This window comes from Candidatus Rokuibacteriota bacterium, from assembly GCA_030647435.1.
GTDB lineage: Bacteria > Methylomirabilota > Methylomirabilia > Rokubacteriales > CSP1-6 > AR37.
Window position 1 is genome coordinate 1 of record JAUSJX010000122.1, and the last position, 19,121, is coordinate 19,121.

Consider the following 19,121-nt stretch of genomic DNA (forward strand, 5'->3'; position numbering starts at 1 on the left):
ACCTGGGTGGCGAGCGTGCGCACCCGGGCCGGAACGACGGCGGCATTGGCCATAGCACCCTCCTTACGGCCATTACGGCCGTAAGACAACCATACCATACCGCTGCCCATCCGTATGTCTCACCCTGGTGTCGTGCACCCCTGGGCGCGCCGCTGGTTGACGGGGCGCGCCGCTGCCGCCTACACTCGCAGGAGGCTCCGTCCATGATCGAGTTCGTCCCATGATCGAATTCTTCGACCCGACCGATGCTCCAGCCCCGGGCGCGTTCTCGCGCGCGACGCGCGCGGCGGGGCTCGTCTTCGTCTCGGGCACGGGCGCGGGCAACGATATCGGCGGCGCCCCGCGCGAGGGGACGGCCGCCCAGCAGACGCGCTGGGCGCTGGAAAATGTCGCGGCGATCCTGCGGGCCGCCGGCTCCTCGCTCGACCGCGTGGTGCAGGTGACGCTCCTGATCCAGGACCCGGCCGACTACCACGAGATCAACGCCGAGTACGTGACGCACTTTCCGAAGGGGCTGCCGGCGCGGCACACGGCGCGCTTCGGCGTGCCCACCGCGGCCAAGGTCGCGTTCGCCTGCATCGCGCTCGGGCCCGACGCGGCGCAGGCCCCCTGAAGCGCGCGATCGTGACGCGCGCGACGGTGGACCCCCACGCCCTGCCACCCGACATCGCCGCGCTTCGTGACCGCCTCGGCGCCTTCCTCGAGGGAGAGCTCCTGCCCGCGGAACGGCGGGAGGGCGTCGTCGACGAGGCGCAGGCGAGCCCCGCGCTCACGCGCTTTGCGCGGACGCGCTCGGCCGAGCTCGGCTTCTACCGGCTGGCGCAGCCGGTCGAGCTGGGCGGGGGAGGGCTCGGGCCCGTGGGAGTGGCCGCGCTCCACGAGGAGATCGCGCGCTCCCAGTGCGCGCTGGGCGGACTCGTCCTCGGCGGCGACGGCGGGCTCCTGCGCATGGCGTCGGGCGCGCAGCGTGAGCGCTTCCTCCTGCCCGTGCTGCGCGGCGAGCTCACGACAGCGCTGGCCTTCACCGACGCCCGCGAGGGACCGCGCACCACGGCCGTGGGGCGGGGCGAGATGTTCGTCGTCTCGGGCGTCAAGTCCTTCGTCACCGGCGGCCCGCAGGCCGACCTGCTCCTGGCGGTGGCGAAGGTGACGGACAATCCCGGCGGCAAGACGGGGACGGCCGTCTTCGTCGTGAGGCGCGACGCGCCGGGCGTCACGCTCGCGAGCGAGATTCGCACGCTCGACGGCGGCCTCCACGGCGAGTTCGAGCTGGTGAACGTCGAGGTGCCTGCCGCCGACGTGCTCGGAGAGATCGGCCAGGGGCTGCCGAAGGCGCTCGAGAGCATCACGGCGCTGCGTCTTCGCGCCGCGGCCGCCGCCTGCGGCACCGCCCGGTGGACGCTCGAGTACGCGCTCCGCCAGGCGCGCCGCCCCCACAGAACCGGCGTGCCGCTCGGCGAGCGCGAGCAGGTCCAGGCCATGCTCGGCCAGAGCGCCATGGACCTCTTCGCCGCGCGCGGCGCGCTGTACGCCGCCGCGCGCGCGGCGGAAGCCGGCGATGCCGAGACGGAGGTCGCCATGGCCAAGGCTGTCGCCACGGAGGCCGTCGCCCGCATCGTGGACCGCGCGATCCAACTCGTAGGCGGCGCGGCCGTCGTCGAAGGGCATCCGCTGGCGCGCCTCTACCGCCGCATCCGCGCCTGGCGCATCGCCGAGGGCACGACCGAGATCCTGCGGCTCACCGTCGCGCGCCGGCTGCTTGCCGCCGACCCCGCACCCCCCCAGCCGGTACCCCAAGGAGACTCATCCGATGCGCCCCAATAAGCTCCGCGAGCTGCTTCGCGCCGGGCAGCCGACCCTCGGCACCCACATTCATTCGGCCTGGCCCGCCACCATCGAGCTGGCCGGACACTCCGGCATGTTCGACTACATCGAGTTCGCCGGCGAGTACGCGCCCTACGACCTCTTCGCGCTCGAGAACCTGGCCCGCGCGGTAGACATCTTCCCCCACATGTCGGCCATGATGAAGATCGAGCAGCAGCCGCGCACATACGTGGCCGTCCGCGCCATCGGCTCGGGGATCCAGAACGTGCTGTTCGCCGATCCACGCACGCCGGCCGACGTCGCCGAGTGCGTGCGGGCGGTACGGGCCGAGGCGCCGGGGCACGGCGGCATCCACGGCGTCGGGATGCGGCGAGACGTCGGCTACGTGGTGGACGTGGGCTCACCGGCCTTCGTCCAGGCTCTCGACGACGCCGTGGTCGCCATCATGATCGAGAAGGCGTCGGCTGTGGACGATCTGGAGGCCTTGCTCGCGGTCAAGGGCGTGGACATGGTCCAGTTCGGGCCGGCGGACTATTCCATGAGCGTGGGGCTGGCGGGGCAGTGGGAGCACCCGAAGGTGGTGGAGGCCGAGCGCCGTATGATCAGGACCTCGCTCGCTCTCGGCATCGCCCCGCGGGTCGAGATCAGCCGCCCCGACCAGGCCAAGCCCTACCTCGACCTGGGCGTCCGCCACTTCTGCATGGGCTGGGACGTCGAGATCCTCTTCGAGTGGTTCAAGCGCGAAGGAGAGACCATGCGCAACATTCTGGGGGGCCGCTAGCCATGCGCGCGTCGTTCTACGAGGGCGCGGGGCGCTTCCGCACGGGTTCGGCGGCCGTACCCGCGGCGGGGGCCGGTGAGGCGCTGCTCAAGGTCAGGCGCGTCGGCATCTGCGGCACGGACCTGCACATCTTCCAGGGACACCTCGATCACCGCGTGCCCAAGGGCGGCATCATCGGTCACGAGACCCTCGCCGAGGTCGTGGAGGCGCCGCCCGGCGGCGGCTTCGCCAAGGGCGACCGCGTCGTCGTCGAGCCGCTCCGCGTCTGCAACGCCTGCCGCGCGTGCCGCATGGGCGCGACCTGGCTCTGCTACAAGCTCAAGGTGCTGGGTGTCGAGATGCCGGGCGGCATGCAGGAGTACTGGGTGGTGCCGACCGGGTGCCTCATCAAGGTGCCGGCCGCGCTGCCGGACGACCACGCCGCCGTGGTGGAGCCTCTCGCGATCGCGGTCCACGCCGTCACGCGCGCGAACGTGAAGCGGGACGACGCCGTCCTCGTCTTCGGCGGCGGGCCGATCGGCGCCCTGATCGCTTTGGTCTGCCGCCACCGCGGCGCCCGCGTCATCGTCTCGGAGGTCAACCCGTACCGCGTCGCGCTCCTCGAGGGCCTCGGCCTCGAGGTCGTCGGGCCCGGCGTGGACGTGGTCAAGTTCGCCAACGATTGGACGGGTGGCGACGGCGTGGACGTCGCCTTCGAGGTGACGGGGAATGCCGCCGCGGTCAGGCTGATGACGGACGCGGTGCGCGTCTGGGGCACCATCAGCGTGGTGGCCATCCACGCCGAGCCCATGGCGGTCAAGCTCTACCCGATGTTCGCCCGCGAGCTCACGATGCAGGGCACCCGACTCTACGCGCGCGCCGACTGGGAGGAAGCGATCCGCCTGGCGACATCGGGAGCCGTCCCCGTGGGGCCGCTGGTCAGCCACAAGATTCCGCTCGAAGGGCTCCAGGAAGGCATGGAACAGGCGCTCCGCGGCGGTCCCGTGATGAAGGTGCTGGTGGACCTGACCATCTGAACCGGGAGCGCGCTCGCGGTTGAGCGGCCCGGCCGTCTGGAGTAGACTCCCGCCATGCCGACAGCGAAGGTCAACGGGGTCAGCCTCTTCTACGAGGAGGTGGGCGAGGGGACGCCGCTCGTCTTCGTCCACGAGTTCGCGGGCGAGGCGCGGAGCTGGCACCTCCAGGTGCGCTTCTTCGCCCGCCGCTACCGCACCATCGCCTACAACGCGCGCGGTTACCCGCCGTCCGACGTGCCCGAGGACCCCAAGGCGTATTCCCAGGACCAGGCCGCGGACGACATCCGCGGCCTGCTCGACGCCCTCGGGATCCGGAAGGCGCACATCTGCGGGCTCAGCATGGGAGGCTACGCGACGCTTCACTTCGGGCTCCGCTATCCCGAGCGCGCGCTGTCTTTGGTGGTCGCTGGCGCGGGCTACGGCAGCGTGCCCGGCGAGCGCGAGAAATTCCGCCGGGACGTCGAGGAGACGGCGCGGCGCTTCGAGCGGGATGGCATGAAGGCGGTGGCCGAGTTCTACACGAAGGGCCCGACGCGCGTGCAGTTCAGAGACAAGGATCCCGCGGGCTGGCAGGAGTTCTACGACATGTTCTGCGCGCAGTCGGCGAAAGGCCACGCGCTCACCATGCGCGGCGTGCAGATGTCACGGCCGTCCGTCTACGAGCTCGAGGCCGGGATGGAGCGCATGACCGTGCCGACGCTCATCGTGACGGGCGACGAGGACGAGCCCTGCCTCGAGCCCGCGATCTTCATGAAGCGCAAGATCAGTTCCTCCGGCCTCGTGGTCATGCCCAAGGCCGGGCACACCGTCAACCTCGAGGACCCCGACGCGTTCAACCGGGCCGTCCTCGATTTCCTGACGGCGGTGGACGCCTCGCGCTGGCCGCTGCGCAATCCGGCTTCGGTCAGCGCCTCGGCCATCCTGCCGCCCGAACCCGCGAGACAAGGAGCGCCGTCACGATGAGCCTGCCCCTCGAGCCCTACACCGTCATCGACCTCACCCGCGCCCGGTCCGGGCCCACCTGCGTGCGCCAGCTGGCCGACATGGGCGCCCACGTGATCCAGATCTCGGCCCGCGAGGACACCGAGGGCGACTTCGTCCGGCGCGGCTTCGACTCGCTGAACCTCCACCGCAACAAGCGCTCGCTGACGCTCGACCTCAAGTCGCCGCGCGGGATCGACATCATCAAGCGCCTCGTCGCCAAGGCCGACGTGATCGTCGAGAACTTTCGCCCCGACGTCAAGCGCCGGCTCGGCATCGACTACGAGTCGCTGTCGAAGCTGAACCCGCGCCTCATCTACGGCAGCATCTCGGGCTTCGGCCAGACGGGCCCGTACCGCGACCGGCCCGGCTACGACCAGATCGCGCAGGGTATGGGCGGGCTCATGTCGGTGACGGGACTGCCGGGGCAGGGGCCGGTGCGCGTCGGTATCCCCGTCGCGGACCTGACGGCCGGGATCTTCCTGGCCCAGGGCATCCTCGGGGCGCTCATCGAGCGCGAGCGCTCGGGCAAGGGGCAGTGGGTGCACACCTCCCTGCTCGAGGCCATGGTCACCATGCTCGACTTCCAGGCCGCGCGCTGGCTCATCGACGGCGCTATCCCGCCACAGGCCGGTAACGACCACCCGACGGGCATCCCGACCGGCGTGTTCAAGACGTCGGACGGACACATCAACATCGCCGCCTCGGGCCAGCAGATGTTCCGCCGCCTCTGCGAGGCCCTCGGCACCGAGCCGCTGCTGGAGGACCCGCGCTTCAAGACGGCGTCCGAGCGCTCGAAGAACAGGAAGGCGCTGACGGTCGAGCTCGAGAAGGCGACGTCCCGCAAGACCGGCGCCGAGCTGGTTACACTGCTGAACGTCAAGGGGGTGCCCTCGGGTCCGATCCTCAACATCAAGGAGACCTTCGAGAACGAGCAGGTCCAGCACCTGGGGCTCGCGGTGCCCGTCAAGCACCACGCGCTGGGCGAGATGCGTCTCCAGCGGCCGCCCGTCACGCTGTCGCGCACGCCGGCCTCCGTGCGCACGGCGGCCCCTGACATCGGCGAGCACACCGACGAGATCCTGGGTGAGCTCGGCTTCTCCGCCGAGGACATCGCCGGGCTCCGCCGGGACAAGGTGGTGTAGGGCGATGGCCGAGCATTTTTCCCCGGCCGAGATCGCCGACCTGCTCGAGAGCGCCGCCGCCGCCATCCACGCGGAGGTCGAGGCGCTGCCGAAGGCGGTCCACGTCTGGCATCCGGAGCCCGACGAGTGGTCGATCAACGAGATCATCGGACACCTGATCGAGGCCGAGCGCCGTGGCTTCGCGGGGCGGATCAAGATTCTCCTCGCCTCGAAGGATCCCCAGCTCGAAGGGTGGGACCAGAACGAGGTCGCGCGGGGACGCCGCGACGACATGAAGGCGGCGGCCAAGCTCGTGGCGGAGCTCGAGCGGATGCGCGGCGAGAGCGTGACGATCGTGCGCGGGCTCAAGCCCGGCGAGCTCACGCGCGGCGGCCAGCACCCCAAGGTGGGCTGGCTGCGCGTGGAAGATCTCCTGCAGGAGTGGGTCCACCACGACCGGAACCACATCAAGCAGATCCTCTCCAACGTGCAGGCCTGGGCCTGGCCGCACATGGGGAACGCGCAGAAGTTCGTGGGCGAGTAAGCGCCCAAGCCGCCGACGGCCAGGCAGGCCCAGGCAGGCCCAGGCAAGTAAGGAGCAAGACGATGCACGAGCTCGACGCCGACGACGATTATTCCAGCAGCGGCGATCCCGAAGACCGCTCCATCGGCCCGGCCGTCTTCAACGACACCGTCGGCGTTCTGGCCCCCGCGGAGCCGGTGTGCCTGCGTGAGACCGCGACCGTCACCGAGGCCGCCCACCGTATGCTCCAGGCGCGCCAGGCAGCCGCGCTGATCGTGGACGCGGGGGGCAAGCTGACGGGCATCTTCACCGAGCGCGACCTGCTGACGCGCGTCATCGGGCGCGGGCTCGACCCCAAGGGCACGGCGCTCTCAGCCGTGATGACGCCGGACCCCGAGGTGCTGTCGCTCCGCGACCGCGTCGCCTACGCCGTACACTGCATGAGCGTGGCGGGCTACAGGACCGTGCCGCTGGTGGACGCCGACCGCAGGCCCGTCGGCATCGTGACGGTGAGCGACGTCATCCGCTGGCTGGCCAACCTCTTCCCGACCACCGTGCTCAACCTGCCGCCGGGAGGCGACACGCTCAAGCGTCCCGGCCAGCTCGACTCCGGCTAGCAGGGCGCCGATAAGGGCCCATCTGCTTCGTTGGCGCCCTCGGCCGCACGCTCAACGTAGGGAGGCTACGCCTCGCGTGCTGCCTTCGGGCGCCGCCTCGCATCTGGACCCTTCTCGGCACCCTGCGCCGTCGGCCGCCGCCTCTCAGCTGGCCTTTTCAGCCGCCTGCTAGTTCATCTCCTTGACGAGGGCCTGGAGGCGCGGGTCGTCGAGGGAGGGCTGGAAGGCGGGGTAGAGCTGGGTGCGGTCACAGATCCCGTCGTAGCGCTCGCGAAGGCGCGCGCCGAGCGTCTTCCAGGTCGCCGTCACCGCGAAGTGGTCGAGCGTCTCGTCGCTGATCAGATCCGCCATGCCATCCCAGTCGCCCTCGAGGCTCTTGGCGTGGAGCTGCGGCACCAGATGGTCGAGGCCGTGCACCGCGAGCACCGCCTGGTAGGTGCGCGTCGAGGCGTAGAAGGCGATCTGCTGCTTCACGGCGCGCCTGCTTCGCTCGAGCTCGTCCGCGTCGTCCCCCACCACCACCATCGTCGAAGCGCGGAAGGTGAAGTCCTTGCGCGGGCGCCCGGACTTGCCGAGCCCGACTTCCACGGCCGGACGGATGACCTCGCGCAGGTACTTCGGGCTGTGGAAGGAATGGACGTGGAGCCCGTCGCAGATCTCGCCGGCCATCTGGGCCATGTACGGGTTGACGGCCGCGATGTAGATCGGGATCCGCGGATGCTCGATAGGCCCCGGGTTGAAGAAGGGCGTCATGAGGTCGAAGCGGTAGGACTGCCCGCGGAAGTCGAGCGGCGCGCCCGTCTGCCAAGAGGCCCAGATCGCGCGCAGCGCCAGCACCACCTCGCGCAGGCGGGGGCCCGGCGGCTCCCACGCGACTGAGAAGCGCCGAAGGTTGTGCGCCTTCACCTGGGTGCCTAAGCCGAGGACGAAGCGGCCGCCCGAGGCCTTCTGGAGATCCCAGGCGGTGTGGGCGAGGATCATCGGGCTTCTCGGGAAGGCGACGGCGATGGCCGTGCCCAGCTGGATGCGCGTGGTGTTGGCGGCTGCGACCGCCAGCGGCAGGAAGGGGTCGTGCTTGGTCTCGGCCGACCAGAGCGCGCCCACGCCGAGCTCCTCAGCCTGCCGCGCGTATGCGGGAATCTCGCGGAGGTCGAACGTCATGAAGCCGAGATCGAGCTTCACGGGCATGGGGACCTCGGGGTCACCTCGGGGAGGTCGCCTCGGGTCGCCTCAGTACTTGTGGATCGAGAACTCGATCTCCTTCTCCGTGATGAACTCGAGGAGCACGGGAATGCCCTCCTCGGTCTTCTTCATGCCGCGCTGGATCGCCGCCACGATGTCGCCGGGCTCGGTGACGCGCTCGCCGTAGCCGCCGAAGGCCTTGGCCATGTCGGCGTAGTTGCCCGAGATGTCCGTGCTGCGGAATTTCTCGGTGGCTGTCTTCATGATGGGCAGCTCGATCGCCATGGAGAAGTTGTTGAGGAGGATCGAGAGGATCGGGATGCGCTCGCGCACCGCCGTCTCGAAGTCCATGCCCGTGAAGCCGATGGCCGCGTCTCCCCACACGTTGATGCAGAGCTTGTCCGGATGCGCGAGCTTGGCGCCCATGGCCAAGCCCAGGCCGTAGCCCAGCTGCGTCGTCTTGCCCCATCCGATGTAGGTCAGGGGCTCGGTCGATACCCAGAAGGGCGAGATCTGGTCCCGCGGGCTGCCCGCGTCGTGGGTGATGATGGTCCGCGCCGCGTCCACCGTGTGCAGGAGGTCCCAGATCACGCGGTAGGGCGACAGCGGCTTGGCGCTCGACGTGAGCTTGGGCATCCACTGCGCCATCCACTCGGTCTTGATCCGCTTGATCTCGGCGGCCACGGCCTGTCCCCGGCCGCGCGGCTTGCCTTTAAGGCGGTCTTTCACCTCGTGGAGGAGCGCGTCGAGCGTCAGGCCGGCGTCGCCCACCAGGGCGTGATCGACCGGCACGTCCTTGTTGATGTCGGCTGAGTCCAGCGTCGCGTGGATGATGACTTTGCCCTTGGGCATGGCGACGCCGTAGTTCGTCGTCGAGAAGCTGCAGCCGATGCCGAAGATCACGTCGGCGTTTTTCAGGAACTCGTGCAGCTGCCTGGACACCGACCTGCCGCCCGAGCCGAGCGACAGCGGGTGGTTCTCCGGGAAGGCGCTCTTACCCTGGAGACTCGTGGTCACCGGCGCCTCGAGTAGCTCGGCCAGCTGGCGCAGCTGGCTCCACGCCTGGGCATAGTGCACGCCCTGGCCCGCGTAGATGACCGGCCGCTCGGCCGCCACCAGCGCCGCCGCGACCGTGGCCACCGCCTGCGGATCGGGGCCGAAGCGCATGCGCGGCGCGGCGACGTAGTTGAGAGGCTCGGGCACCTCTTCCTGGAAGACGTCGACCGGGATCTCGATCATGACCGGGCGCGGGCGGCCGTTCTTGACCTGGGTGAAGGCGCGCCGGAGCGCGTCCGGCACGGCGTCGGCCATCGTCACCTGCTCGATCCACTTGGTGACGTGCCGGTAGTTGATGAAGGAGTTGAAGTTCGGCGGGATGTTGGTGAGGCGCCGCGGGTAGCCGCCCGGTAGCACGACGATCGGCACGGAGTCGCCGTAGGCCTGCGCCACGCCGCCGAAGGCGTTCTCGGACCCGGGCCCGTGCTGCATCGTAAAGACGCCGATCCTCTGCCCCGAGGTGACGCGGCTCACGGCATCGGCCATGTGCAGGCCCGTGCGCTCCTGGCGCACGATGATGGTGCGGATGTCGGCCTGGGCGGCGGCCTCGATGATGGGGTTGACGGGATAGCCGATGAGGAACTTGACGCCTTCACGCTTCAGGATCTCCGCGACAGCCGCGACCGCCTTCATGAGCGCTCTCCTTTGAGATTGGGGGGGCGTGGTGAGGACGCCGGCCATGCTACCATGTCGCCGCCTGTTCCCCCCTCTCCCTTCCAGGGAGAGGGTCGATGTTCGAGCTGAACACCGGCCGGGGCCGAAGGCCCAGGTCGGCGTGAGGCGAGGGCTGAAACGAATGAGGGTGATCACATGAGCGACTCCGAGATCATCTGGCGGCCGAGCCCCGAGCGCATTGAGCGCGCGCGCCTGACGAAGTTCATGCGCGCCCACGGGCTCGCCTCGCTGGACGCGCTCCAGCGGCGGAGCGTGGGCGACCCCGAGTGGTACTGGGACGCCGTCTCGAAGGACCTGGGCTTCCGCTGGATGAAGGCCTACACCCGCGTGCTCGACACCTCGCGCGGGATCGCCTGGCCGCGCTGGTTCGAGGGCGGCCTCCTGAATCTCTCCGACAACTGCGTGGACCGCCACGTGGACGCCGGCCGCGGCGGGCAGCCCGCCATCGTCTGGGAGGCGGAAGACGGCGAGGTCCGCACGTGGACCTACCGGGAGCTGTCGCGCGACGTCAACCGCCTGGCCAATGTCCTCACACGGCTCGGCGTCGTGGCGGGGGATTCCGTGGGGCTGTTCCTTCCGATGTCCGCCGAGGCGGCCATCGCGATCATGGCCATCTGCCGGATCGGCGCCATCTACTCGCCCTCGTTCTCCGGCTACGGCGCCCAGGCGGTCGCGGCGCGCCTCCAGGACTGCGACGCCAGGGTGCTGATCACCGCCGACGGTTTCCCGCGCCGCGGTCAGACGGTCAAGATGAAGGAGGTCGCCGACGAGGCCGCGACCCTCAGCTCCTCGGTTAAGCACCTGCTCGTCCTCAAGCGCCTCGGCCGTGACGTGCCGTGGACGCCGGGCCGCGACGTCTGGTGGCATGAGGCCGTTGAAAGAGAATCTGACGAGTGTCCGGCGCTGCCGGTGGACGCCGACAGACCCTGCTGCATCACCTACACGTCGGGGACGACGGGCAAGCCCAAGGGCGTGGTGCTGACCCAGGGCGGGCTCCAGATGAAGATCGGCCACGACGCGGCCTACTTCTTCGACCTCGGTGCAGACGACCGCTTCTTCTGGCTCACCGACATGGGCTGGGTCATGGGCACGATCCTCATCCTGGGCGGGCTGACCAACGGCGCGACGCTGGTCCTCTTCGAAGGCACGCCCGACTATCCCAAGCCGGACAGGCTCTGGGCCGTGGCCGAGCGGCACCAGGTCACGGTCATGGGCCTGTCGCCGACGGCGGTGCGCGCGCTCATGCCCCACGGCACCGAGTGGCCGCGCGCCCATGATCTTTCGCGGCTTCGCATCTTCGGCTCGACCGGCGAGCCGTGGAATCCCGAGCCCTACCGCTGGGTCTTCGAGCACGTCGGGGGCGGCACGGTGCCCATCATCAACTACTCCGGCGGCACGGAGATCTCGGGCGGCATCCTGACGTCATTCCCGATCGCGCCCATCAAGCCCTGCTCCTTCAATGGTCCCTGCCCGGGCATCGCCGCCGATGTCTTCGGCGAGGACGGCAGGCCCGTCCGAGGGCAGGTGGGCGAGCTCGTCATCACCAAGCCCTTTCCCGGCATGACCGCGGGCTTCTGGAAGGACCCCGCCCGCTACATCGAGACCTACTGGTCGCGCTGGCCGAATGTCTGGGTGCACGGCGACTGGGCCTACATAGATGAGGACGGCTTCTGGTTCGTCACGGGCCGCTCCGACGACACCCTGAAGATCGCCGGGAAACGAGTCGGCCCGGCTGAGCTCGAGTCGGTGCTCGTGAGCCATCCGTCGGTGACTGAAGCCGCAGCGGTTGGCGTGCCCCACGAGGTCAAGGGCGAGGCCGTGGTGTGCTTCGCGGTGCTGCGTCCGGGCACGCAGTGGAGCGAGGAGCTCCGCGCGGAGCTCTCGGATCTCATCGCCCGCCAGATGGGTAAGGCGCTCAAGCCCGAGCGCGTGCTGTTCGCCGCGGAGCTGCCGAAGACTCGCAGCGCCAAGATCATGCGCCGCGTGATCCGCGCCACCCATCTCGGCAATGACCCCGGCGATCTCTCGTCGCTCGATAACCCGGGCGGGATCAAGGCCATCGCCGAGGCCAAGTAGGACGCAGACCGGCTCACCGCATGAGCACCTACATCATCCGCCGGATCCTTCTCTTCATTCCCGCCCTGGTCGGGGCGTCCATGCTGATCTTTGTCCTGATGCGGCTGGTCCCTGGGGACATCGCCGAGATCCTCGTGTACCAGGCGGGCTCCGAGACGAGCGGCGTCCAGCAGAAGCAGATCCAGCAGATCCGCGACGAGCTGGGCTTGAACCAGCCGGTGATGGTCCAGTATCTCTCGTGGATGGGCGGCGCCGTGCGCGGCGACTTCGGGAAGTCCTATGCGCAGCGCCGGCCGGTCTGGGACATCCTGCGCGAGCGTTTCCCGCGCTCGATGGAGCTGGCGATCCTCACGCTCGCCATTGCGCTGATCTGGGCCATCCCCCTCGGCGTGGTCTCCGCCGTCCACCAGAACGGCCCCCTCGACTACCTCGCGCGCATCGCGAGCCTGAGCGGTTTGAGCGTGCCGCTCTTCGTCACGGGGGCGCTGATCCTGTACGGGCTCGTCCGCGTCTTCCACTGGATCCCGCCGCTCGAGTTCGTGGCCTTTACCGAGGACCCGGTGGAGAACCTCAAGCAGCTGATCTGGCCGGCGCTGGCGCAGGCGTACTACATCAGCGCGCCCATCACGCGGCTCACGCGCTCGCAGATGCTGGAGGTGATCCGCCAGGACTACGTGCGCACGGCGCGCGCCAAGGGTCTGGCGGAGCGCGCGGTGGTCTATCGCCACGCCCTCAGGAACTCGCTCCTGCCCGTGGTGACCTTCGTCGGCTGGTGGGGCGGCCGGCTTTTGGGTGGGCTCGTCATCATGGAGATCATCTTCGTCGTGCCGGGGATGGGGACGGCGCTCGTCCAGGCGGTGAGTCAGCGCGACTACCCGACCGTCCAGGCCATGGTCTTCGTCATGGCCGTGGTCTTCCTGGTCGTGAACCTCGTGGTGGATTTGCTCTACGTCTGGCTCGACCCGCGGATCCACTATGCGTGAGGCGATGGCAGCGCTCGGCCACCTCCTCCGCCGCCAGCCGCTGGGCGCCGTGGGCGGGCTCATCGTCCTTGCTCTGATCGCGGTCGCCGTGCTGGCGCCGCGGCTGGCGCCGCATGGCCCGAAGGAAGCGACCTTCGCCCCGTACCTGCCGCCGAGCGCGGAGTTCCCCATGGGCACCGATCAGATCGGGCGCGACGTGCTGAGCCGCGTGGTGTGGGGCGCGCGGCTGTCCCTCTATGTTGGTCTCGTGTCCGTCGTCTTCGGCATCACGGCGGGCTCGCTCTGGGGCGCCGTCACCGCCTTCCTCGGCGGCGCCGCGGATACGGGCAGCCAGCGCGTCGTGGATAGCGTGATGGCCCTGCCGCCCATCATCCTGGCGCTCGCGCTGATGGCGGCGCTCGGCCAGACGGTGAACAATGTCATCATCGCGCTCATCGTCCTGCTGACGCCCACGGCGGCCCGGACCATCCGTTCCATCGCCCTCGGCATCGTCGTCTCGCCGTACATGGAGTCGGCGCGCGCGCTCGGGGCCACGAACTGGCGCATCATCTCCCGTCACCTCATCCCCAACTGCATGGCCGGCTATATCGTCCTCGTCACGACCAATGTCTCCTACGCCATCGTGGTGGAAGCCTCGCTGAGCTTCATCGGGGCGGGAGCGCCGCCGGACGAGCCCTCGTGGGGCGGCATGCTGACGGCCGGAATCCAGGCGCTCGAGACGGCGCCCTGGATGGTATTCTTTCCCGGACTGGCGATCAGCCTGGCGGTGTTCGGGTTGAATCTCTTTGGAGACTCGATTCGCGATGTCACCGACCCGCGCCTGCGCGGGGGCCTCGGTTAGTAACGACGCAAAGGAGCTCGATCCCAAAAGGAGCCCGGTAAATGACGACCTCGAAGACTCTCCGCCTCTTGGCTTCCCTCGCGCTGATCGCCGCGCTCGCCGCGCCCGCTGCCCAGGCGCAGGACAAGCCGCGTCCCGGCGGCATCCTCACGTGGTTCGACTACGGCGATCCGGGCCGCCTCGACGTCCATGCCGAATCGCCCCTGGTTGTCCAGCAGGCGACGGCGGGCGTCTACAGCGGGCTCCTGCACTATGAGCCGGACGATCCCGCCAAGATAGCCGGCGACCTGGCCGAGCGCTGGACGGTCTCACCCGACGGGAAGACGTACACGTTTTACCTCCGAAAGGGCGTCACGTGGCACGACGGCCAGCCCTTCAGCGCGGCCGACGTCAAGGCCTCGTTCGACCGCATCCTCAGCAAGGACTTCCAGAGCCCCAAGTGCGGGGCCTCGCTCAAGCCCATGGTGGCCGCGGTCGAGATGGTCGACGCGAATACCGTCCAGTTCAGGCTCAAGTTCCCGGCCGCCCCGTTCCTGCCGTCGCTGGCCTCGGCCTGGTGCCGCGTCGCCGCGAAGCACATCCTGGCGAAATACGGCGACCTCAACCAGCCGGAGGCGCAGATCGGCACGGGGCCCTTCAAGTTCAAGAAGTACGAGCGCGGCAGCGTGATCGAGTGGGAGAAGAACCCGAACTACTTCATCCCGGGCCTGCCGTATGTGGACGGCGTCAAGCAGTTCATCCTCGTGGGCGGGCCGACCCAGCTCGCGGCCGCGAAAGCCGGCAAGATCATGCTCTGGGATGCCTGGCCGCCCATGCGCAAGACGCAGGCCGACGAGCTCGGCCGGGCCCGGCAGGACGTGGACATCTACCAGGCGTCCATCAACACGATCTTTCTCATCTACCTGAACTCGCAGAAGCCGCCCTTCAACAACCCGGACCTGCGCCGCGCCGTCAACCTCGCCCTCGATCGACAGGAGATGGTCGCCAAGGCTCTCGAAGGCGCGGGCGTGCCCTGCGGCATCCTCGATCCGAAGCTGTCCGGCGACTTCGCCCTACCGCTCGAGGAGGTCAACAAGATCCCGGGCTGCCGCCAGCCGAAGGACGGAGACATCGCCGAGGCCAAGAAGCTCGTCGAGAAGCACTACCCGAACGGCGTGGACATCGAGGTCGCGGTGCGCTCCGTGGGCAACTACGTCGACCGGGCCCAGCTCGTCATCGCCCAGCTTCGCAAGGCCGGTATCCGCGGGACGCTCAAGACGCACGAGAGCGCGGCCGGCTACGCCGCCTGGGGTAAGGGCGACTTCACGCTCATCGCCACCCAGGACCGGGCCATGGACGTCAATGACCCCTCGGGCGTCTTTCACATCGCCTACACGACCGAGGGCGGGAGCAACTACGGCCGCATGTCCGATCCCAAGATCGACGAGCTGGCCGACCGGGCTCTCCGAGAGTCGAACAAGGACAAGCGCAAGCAGGCCTACTGGGAGCTCCAGCGCTACATCCTCACGCGCGGTGACACCGCCACGGTGGCCGTGGCGTGGGTCGAGGGGTGGTTCTTCAAGGATAAGCGCGTGCAGAACTACAAGCCTGGGCTCACCGTCTACGACAACAACACGTTCATGAGGGTGTGGATCAGCCCGTAGCCGGACGGCTCCAGGAGCAGGAGCGATGGACGCCGTCGGCTTCTTCCTGGCCCGCTACGGAGAGGTCCACAAGGGGCTGGTGGACGGCCTCTTCGGAAGCCTCTCCGAGGCGCAGCTGCGCGCGCGGCCGCATTCCGGCGTCAACACCGTCGCGTGGCTCCTGTGGCACTCGGCGCGCATCGAGGACGTTGCGCTCAACCGCTTCCTCTCCGACCGGCCCCAGGTGCTGGGGGAATGGCTCGAGCGCCTCGCGGTGCGGCGCCGCGACGTCGGCACCGGCATGAGCGACGCCGAGGTGGACGAGCTCTCCGCGCGCATCAACCTCAACGCGCTGCGCGGCTACTGGGAGGCGGTGACTGCTCGGACGCTCGCGACGGTCGAGACGCTCCGCGGCTCCGACCTCGAGGCGCAGGTAGCGGCCGAGCGCGTCAGGAGCATCGTCCTCTCCGAGGGCGTGGTCGCCCCCGGCGCCGAGTGGCTCACGGATTTTTGGGCGGGAGGCCGGAGCCGCGCCTGGGTCCTCGCCCAGACCGCTCTTCTCCACCCGTACGGTCACTACTTCGAGGCGCGTGTCGCGGCCGGGCTTTGGGGGACGCGCAGCCCCTGAGCGGCCGGGCCTAGGGGTGTCGATGTAACTCCTGGTGAGTTCAACCTCTCCTGGCGGGAACACTTCAGCGGCATCAAGACTTTCTTCGAGCTGCTGTAGGATTCAGGCAACGTCACCTTGACGCCGATGAGTGAAGTGGCTCAGAGGGCGAAGTGCGAAGGTCTTCTGCGAATTTACCGGGTACGTCTCGTTCGCGTTGTTGGCAGAAGCGCTGACCGCTTGAGCTCTCGCTGAACGGTCCGGAACACCCGCTCGAACTCAGGGAGGTTTAGGACTTGGGCGGCTAGCCTCTGTTCCCAGGATTGTCTTAGCCGGACTTCCTTGGCGTCCAATTCATGTCCTAGTAGTGGGCCTCGTGCCTTGAAAGTCAGCTTTTGGGTGAGTGCTTCTCTCAAACGCCCCAGATCGACGTGGCCTCCGTCTACGAGAAACCATAAATCGTGGAGGTCTCGGGGCTCATTTCGCACAGGGTCGGTCAAGGCCATGATTTTCTCGGTTGCGATTTCGTCAAGTGAGTAGACCTTAACCCGTGCTTGTGGTAGATCATCGTATTCCGGATAGGGCAGTACCAATCCGTCCGCTAGAGGGAAAACCACGAGCTCGCGAATAGTGATGTCAACCTTGATCTCGTCTGGACCGCCGGCTCGGGGTATAGGTCCGCGGAAACTAATATAGAAAGTAAAACTGTTCTGATGCACTTGGAGATCTTGACCAGCGAAACCGAAAGAAACGCCGCTCAGGCGCTGAGTGTCCGCAAAGCTGTCCTCGAGACCCTTCCGAATCTCCTCGAAGGGTATACTTGGGTCAACAAGCGAAAAATCCAGATCCTCTGAAAAGCGGTAATCCAAGAAGTAGCAGCGCTTGAGCGCTGTCCCTCCCTTGAAGGCTAACAGGTTCCGGAGGCGGTTCCGAGAGAGCCCGACAAGACACCAGGCAATGCAGTAGTCGCGCTCAAGAATTCGCTCTTGGACCCGACGCCCGTCCGCGCCCGCCAGTCTGTTTCCCAGCTGGGCCAATCTGCGCTGCGAAATCATCGATCTATGTCGCCACGGCAGCCTGTAACTCTTTGGGAGTTAGATTCAATCGAAGTCGCCATCGTCGTTGAAATTTGCCAGCGGATGGCAGGCTGGGGTCCAGGAGCACATAGGTATTGGTCAATCTGCGGCGGAGACGGTCAATCTCGATCGGTGCAGAGAGTTGCCAAAGCTCTAGAAGGAAACCAAGACGGCGAACAACAGCGCCGATGTCCAGCCGAAGGGCATACTCCACGAGACGTTTCAGATCCACCTCGTCTCGTCGCATCCAAAGGCCCTTGGCAACTTCCAGTATGCCTCCGCAATAATCTGGATCCTTGAGCCCATCAATCACGGTGCGCTCAATGTCACTAGTGACCACTGAATGAGTGGGGTCGGCCCAATGACTGGTCGTACCGAAGAACCGGGACTTGGAGATCCTTGGGAAGCGAAAGTCGATACCTGCGATCTGTTGTCGAGGAATGGTTCGGAGAGTAGTGACGTATATGGTGTGTTGGGGTTGGGTCAGCATCTTATGAATGTCCATTGCGGTCGCATGAGATAGGTAGTAGTGGCGTCCTCCGGCAAGCTCATGAGCGACGGCGTAAGGATTGCCGATGAACTGGCGTACATGGCCAAATTCGAACGGGACGAGGACAAATAGTCCCGGTTTGAGCCTTGTCGCTATCCCGCGGCCTACTAGCTTGGCCATGAAGCTACGGGCGGGGCCAGGTTTGAGTCGTGAAATTGTTCGGACGTCTCGGATCGAGAAGATGGATCGATTACGCTCAGTAAGCTCAGCAACGAGATGGGATGCCTTGGGGCCAAGGGTCTTAAAGGTGCGCTGACTTGCAGGTTTGCCCTTTGCGGGTCCTAGAGATTGATAGGTCCGTTTCATGTTACTAATATAACAGATGTGATAGTTGGATGTACTATAAGTACCCTGTGGGGGTACGTATGCTAGTAGCCGAGGTCATAGTGGTTATACTGGAATCTCAGTTAGTACCCTGGTGGGGTACTATATGAGTTCAGAGTATCACACCAGAAGCTAGATCACGGGCCTCCGGCGCCTTTTGGGAAGGTATATATACCGACCCAAAAGGCGCCGGAGGCCCGTGATCTACGCCCTCAGTCATTGCCACACATGAGCTGCTCACAGGCTAGTTCTTTGCGAGTCCAGATGGCGGCGTACTTCAGCCGCGCGAATACGCGTGTCCTGCGTCCCAAACAGCTCACTAGCCTTCTCCAGGAGAACAGACGGACGTGGCCCTTGCCGGCCCAGCTTTCCGATCGGGGCGTCATTGGCGCGATCCTACAGTCGACGGATCTCAAGGAGGTTACGCTCCACGCCGAGAATGACTATCGGGATGTTCGGCGCTACGTCTGGGGACGTGTCTCCGAGTACGAACTCGCCCTATCTCTTAGGCCGGAGTCCTACTTGTCTCACGCGACCGCCATGTTCCTGCATGGCCTTACTGACCGGCGCCCAAAGACGATATACGTCAACCAGGAGCAGAGCGCGAAGCCTAGACGAGAAGCAGTACTGACCCAAGAAGCCATCACGAGGGCGTTCGCGGCAACACAGCGCCAATCGAAATATTCTTTTCGACACAACGACACTCGAATCGTCGTCGTCAGCGGTAAGAACTCGAAGCGATTTGAGGTTGCCCTGCTATCGACCCAGGAAGGTGAAGATCTTCCCGCGACCGGTCTTGAGCGAACACTGATCGATATTACTGTGCGCCCAACCTATGCCGGCGGAGTTCGCAATGTCATGCGAGCGTTCGAGCTGGCCAAAGGACGCCTGTCGGGTCCCAAGTTACTAAAGACCTTGCTGCGCCTCGATCATACCTACCCATATCACCAACCATTGGGATTCTACCTGGAGCGAGCCGGTTACCCGGCGAGGGAAGTCTCGCCACTTCGGAGCAAGGGTTTTAGTTTTGACTTCTATGCATCGCATGGTCTCAAGGATCCTGCGTATGATCGCCGCTGGCGTCTGTACTACCCCCGAGAGGTCTAAGGTGCGGGCCGCTAGTTGTTCGCAGCGAGCTTCTTCTTTCTCTTGAGAGTCCCAAGCAATCTCCATGGTATGTAAAAGTCCCCGGAAGCAAGGCATTTCCCATCATTGACTTCAGGAGGCAGGTACCGCTATGAACGTCACATCTCCTGACCCATC

General features: G+C 66.9%; 17 protein-coding genes. 14 read left to right on the forward strand and 3 right to left on the reverse strand.

The genetic code is table 11. The annotated features are described in order from the left end of the window. Positions 1–220 precede the first annotated feature (220 nt). The 8 genes from Q7W02_20755 to Q7W02_20790 all read left to right on the forward strand — a co-directional run bounded on the left by Q7W02_20755 (position 221) and on the right by Q7W02_20790 (position 6,866). On the forward strand, positions 221–613 hold the full coding sequence (locus Q7W02_20755; protein ID MDO8478575.1) for a RidA family protein: 393 nt from the start codon (positions 221–223) through the stop codon (positions 611–613). A gap of 11 nt (positions 614–624) precedes the next feature. Next, positions 625–1,824 carry an acyl-CoA dehydrogenase gene (locus Q7W02_20760; protein ID MDO8478576.1) on the forward strand — a complete coding sequence of 400 codons (1,200 nt, stop codon included), beginning with the start codon at positions 625–627 and terminating at the stop codon, positions 1,822–1,824. Then, on the forward strand, positions 1,811–2,605 hold the full coding sequence (locus Q7W02_20765; GenBank protein ID MDO8478577.1) for an aldolase/citrate lyase family protein: 795 nt from the start codon (positions 1,811–1,813) through the stop codon (positions 2,603–2,605). The genes Q7W02_20760 and Q7W02_20765 overlap by 14 nt, the downstream gene beginning before the upstream one ends. A gap of 2 nt (positions 2,606–2,607) precedes the next feature. Beyond that, positions 2,608–3,621 (forward strand): alcohol dehydrogenase catalytic domain-containing protein, encoded by a 1,014-nt coding sequence (locus tag Q7W02_20770; GenBank protein MDO8478578.1) that lies wholly within the window; start codon positions 2,608–2,610, stop codon positions 3,619–3,621. Positions 3,622–3,675: 54 nt separating this feature from the next. Beyond that, positions 3,676–4,584 (forward strand): alpha/beta fold hydrolase, encoded by a 909-nt coding sequence (locus Q7W02_20775; GenBank protein MDO8478579.1) that lies wholly within the window; start codon positions 3,676–3,678, stop codon positions 4,582–4,584. Beyond that, on the forward strand, positions 4,581–5,747 hold the full coding sequence (locus Q7W02_20780) for a CoA transferase (protein MDO8478580.1): 1,167 nt from the start codon (positions 4,581–4,583) through the stop codon (positions 5,745–5,747). Before Q7W02_20775 ends, Q7W02_20780 begins: the two co-directional genes overlap by 4 nt. A gap of 4 nt (positions 5,748–5,751) precedes the next feature. Beyond that, positions 5,752–6,270, forward strand: coding sequence for a DinB family protein (locus Q7W02_20785; protein ID MDO8478581.1), 519 nt, complete (start codon positions 5,752–5,754; stop codon positions 6,268–6,270). 62 nt (positions 6,271–6,332) lie between these two features. Further along, positions 6,333–6,866: a CBS domain-containing protein gene (locus Q7W02_20790; GenBank protein MDO8478582.1), complete on the forward strand. Its 534-nt coding sequence runs from the start codon at positions 6,333–6,335 to the stop codon at positions 6,864–6,866. Between the two features lie 168 nt (positions 6,867–7,034). Here Q7W02_20790 and Q7W02_20795 read toward each other — a convergent pair whose 3' ends face one another. Both Q7W02_20795 and Q7W02_20800 read right to left on the reverse strand, forming a co-directional pair. Continuing rightward, positions 7,035–8,054 (reverse strand): TIGR03617 family F420-dependent LLM class oxidoreductase, encoded by a 1,020-nt coding sequence (locus Q7W02_20795; GenBank protein MDO8478583.1) that lies wholly within the window; start codon positions 8,052–8,054, stop codon positions 7,035–7,037. Between the two features lie 42 nt (positions 8,055–8,096). Then, the gene (locus Q7W02_20800; protein MDO8478584.1) at positions 8,097–9,737 is read right to left on the reverse strand and encodes a thiamine pyrophosphate-requiring protein; all 1,641 of its coding nucleotides are present in this window, start codon (positions 9,735–9,737) and stop codon (positions 8,097–8,099) included. Between the two features lie 177 nt (positions 9,738–9,914). Here Q7W02_20800 and Q7W02_20805 point away from each other — a divergent pair, with 177 nt between their 5' ends. Genes Q7W02_20805 through Q7W02_20825 form a run of 5 tightly spaced genes read left to right on the forward strand, consistent with a single transcriptional unit; the run spans position 9,915 to position 15,929 of the window. Further along, entirely contained in the window at positions 9,915–11,855 is a 1,941-nt protein-coding gene (locus Q7W02_20805; protein ID MDO8478585.1) for an acetate--CoA ligase, read from the forward strand. Positions 11,856–11,875: 20 nt separating this feature from the next. Beyond that, positions 11,876–12,838 (forward strand): ABC transporter permease, encoded by a 963-nt coding sequence (locus Q7W02_20810; GenBank protein ID MDO8478586.1) that lies wholly within the window; start codon positions 11,876–11,878, stop codon positions 12,836–12,838. Further along, the gene (locus Q7W02_20815) at positions 12,831–13,679 is read left to right on the forward strand and encodes an ABC transporter permease (protein ID MDO8478587.1); all 849 of its coding nucleotides are present in this window, start codon (positions 12,831–12,833) and stop codon (positions 13,677–13,679) included. The genes Q7W02_20810 and Q7W02_20815 overlap by 8 nt, the downstream gene beginning before the upstream one ends. Before the next feature lie 41 nt (positions 13,680–13,720). Beyond that, positions 13,721–15,322: an ABC transporter substrate-binding protein gene (locus Q7W02_20820; protein MDO8478588.1), complete on the forward strand. Its 1,602-nt coding sequence runs from the start codon at positions 13,721–13,723 to the stop codon at positions 15,320–15,322. 25 nt (positions 15,323–15,347) lie between these two features. Beyond that, the gene (locus Q7W02_20825; protein ID MDO8478589.1) at positions 15,348–15,929 is read left to right on the forward strand and encodes a DinB family protein; all 582 of its coding nucleotides are present in this window, start codon (positions 15,348–15,350) and stop codon (positions 15,927–15,929) included. Between the two features lie 1,038 nt (positions 15,930–16,967). Here Q7W02_20825 and Q7W02_20830 read toward each other — a convergent pair. Then, positions 16,968–17,840: a transcriptional regulator gene (locus tag Q7W02_20830; GenBank protein MDO8478590.1), complete on the reverse strand. Its 873-nt coding sequence runs from the start codon at positions 17,838–17,840 to the stop codon at positions 16,968–16,970. Between the two features lie 372 nt (positions 17,841–18,212). On the opposite strand from Q7W02_20830, the gene Q7W02_20835 reads away from it, so the two are divergent. Further along, the gene (locus tag Q7W02_20835; GenBank protein ID MDO8478591.1) at positions 18,213–18,965 is read left to right on the forward strand and encodes a type IV toxin-antitoxin system AbiEi family antitoxin; all 753 of its coding nucleotides are present in this window, start codon (positions 18,213–18,215) and stop codon (positions 18,963–18,965) included. Positions 18,966–19,121 lie beyond the last annotated feature (156 nt).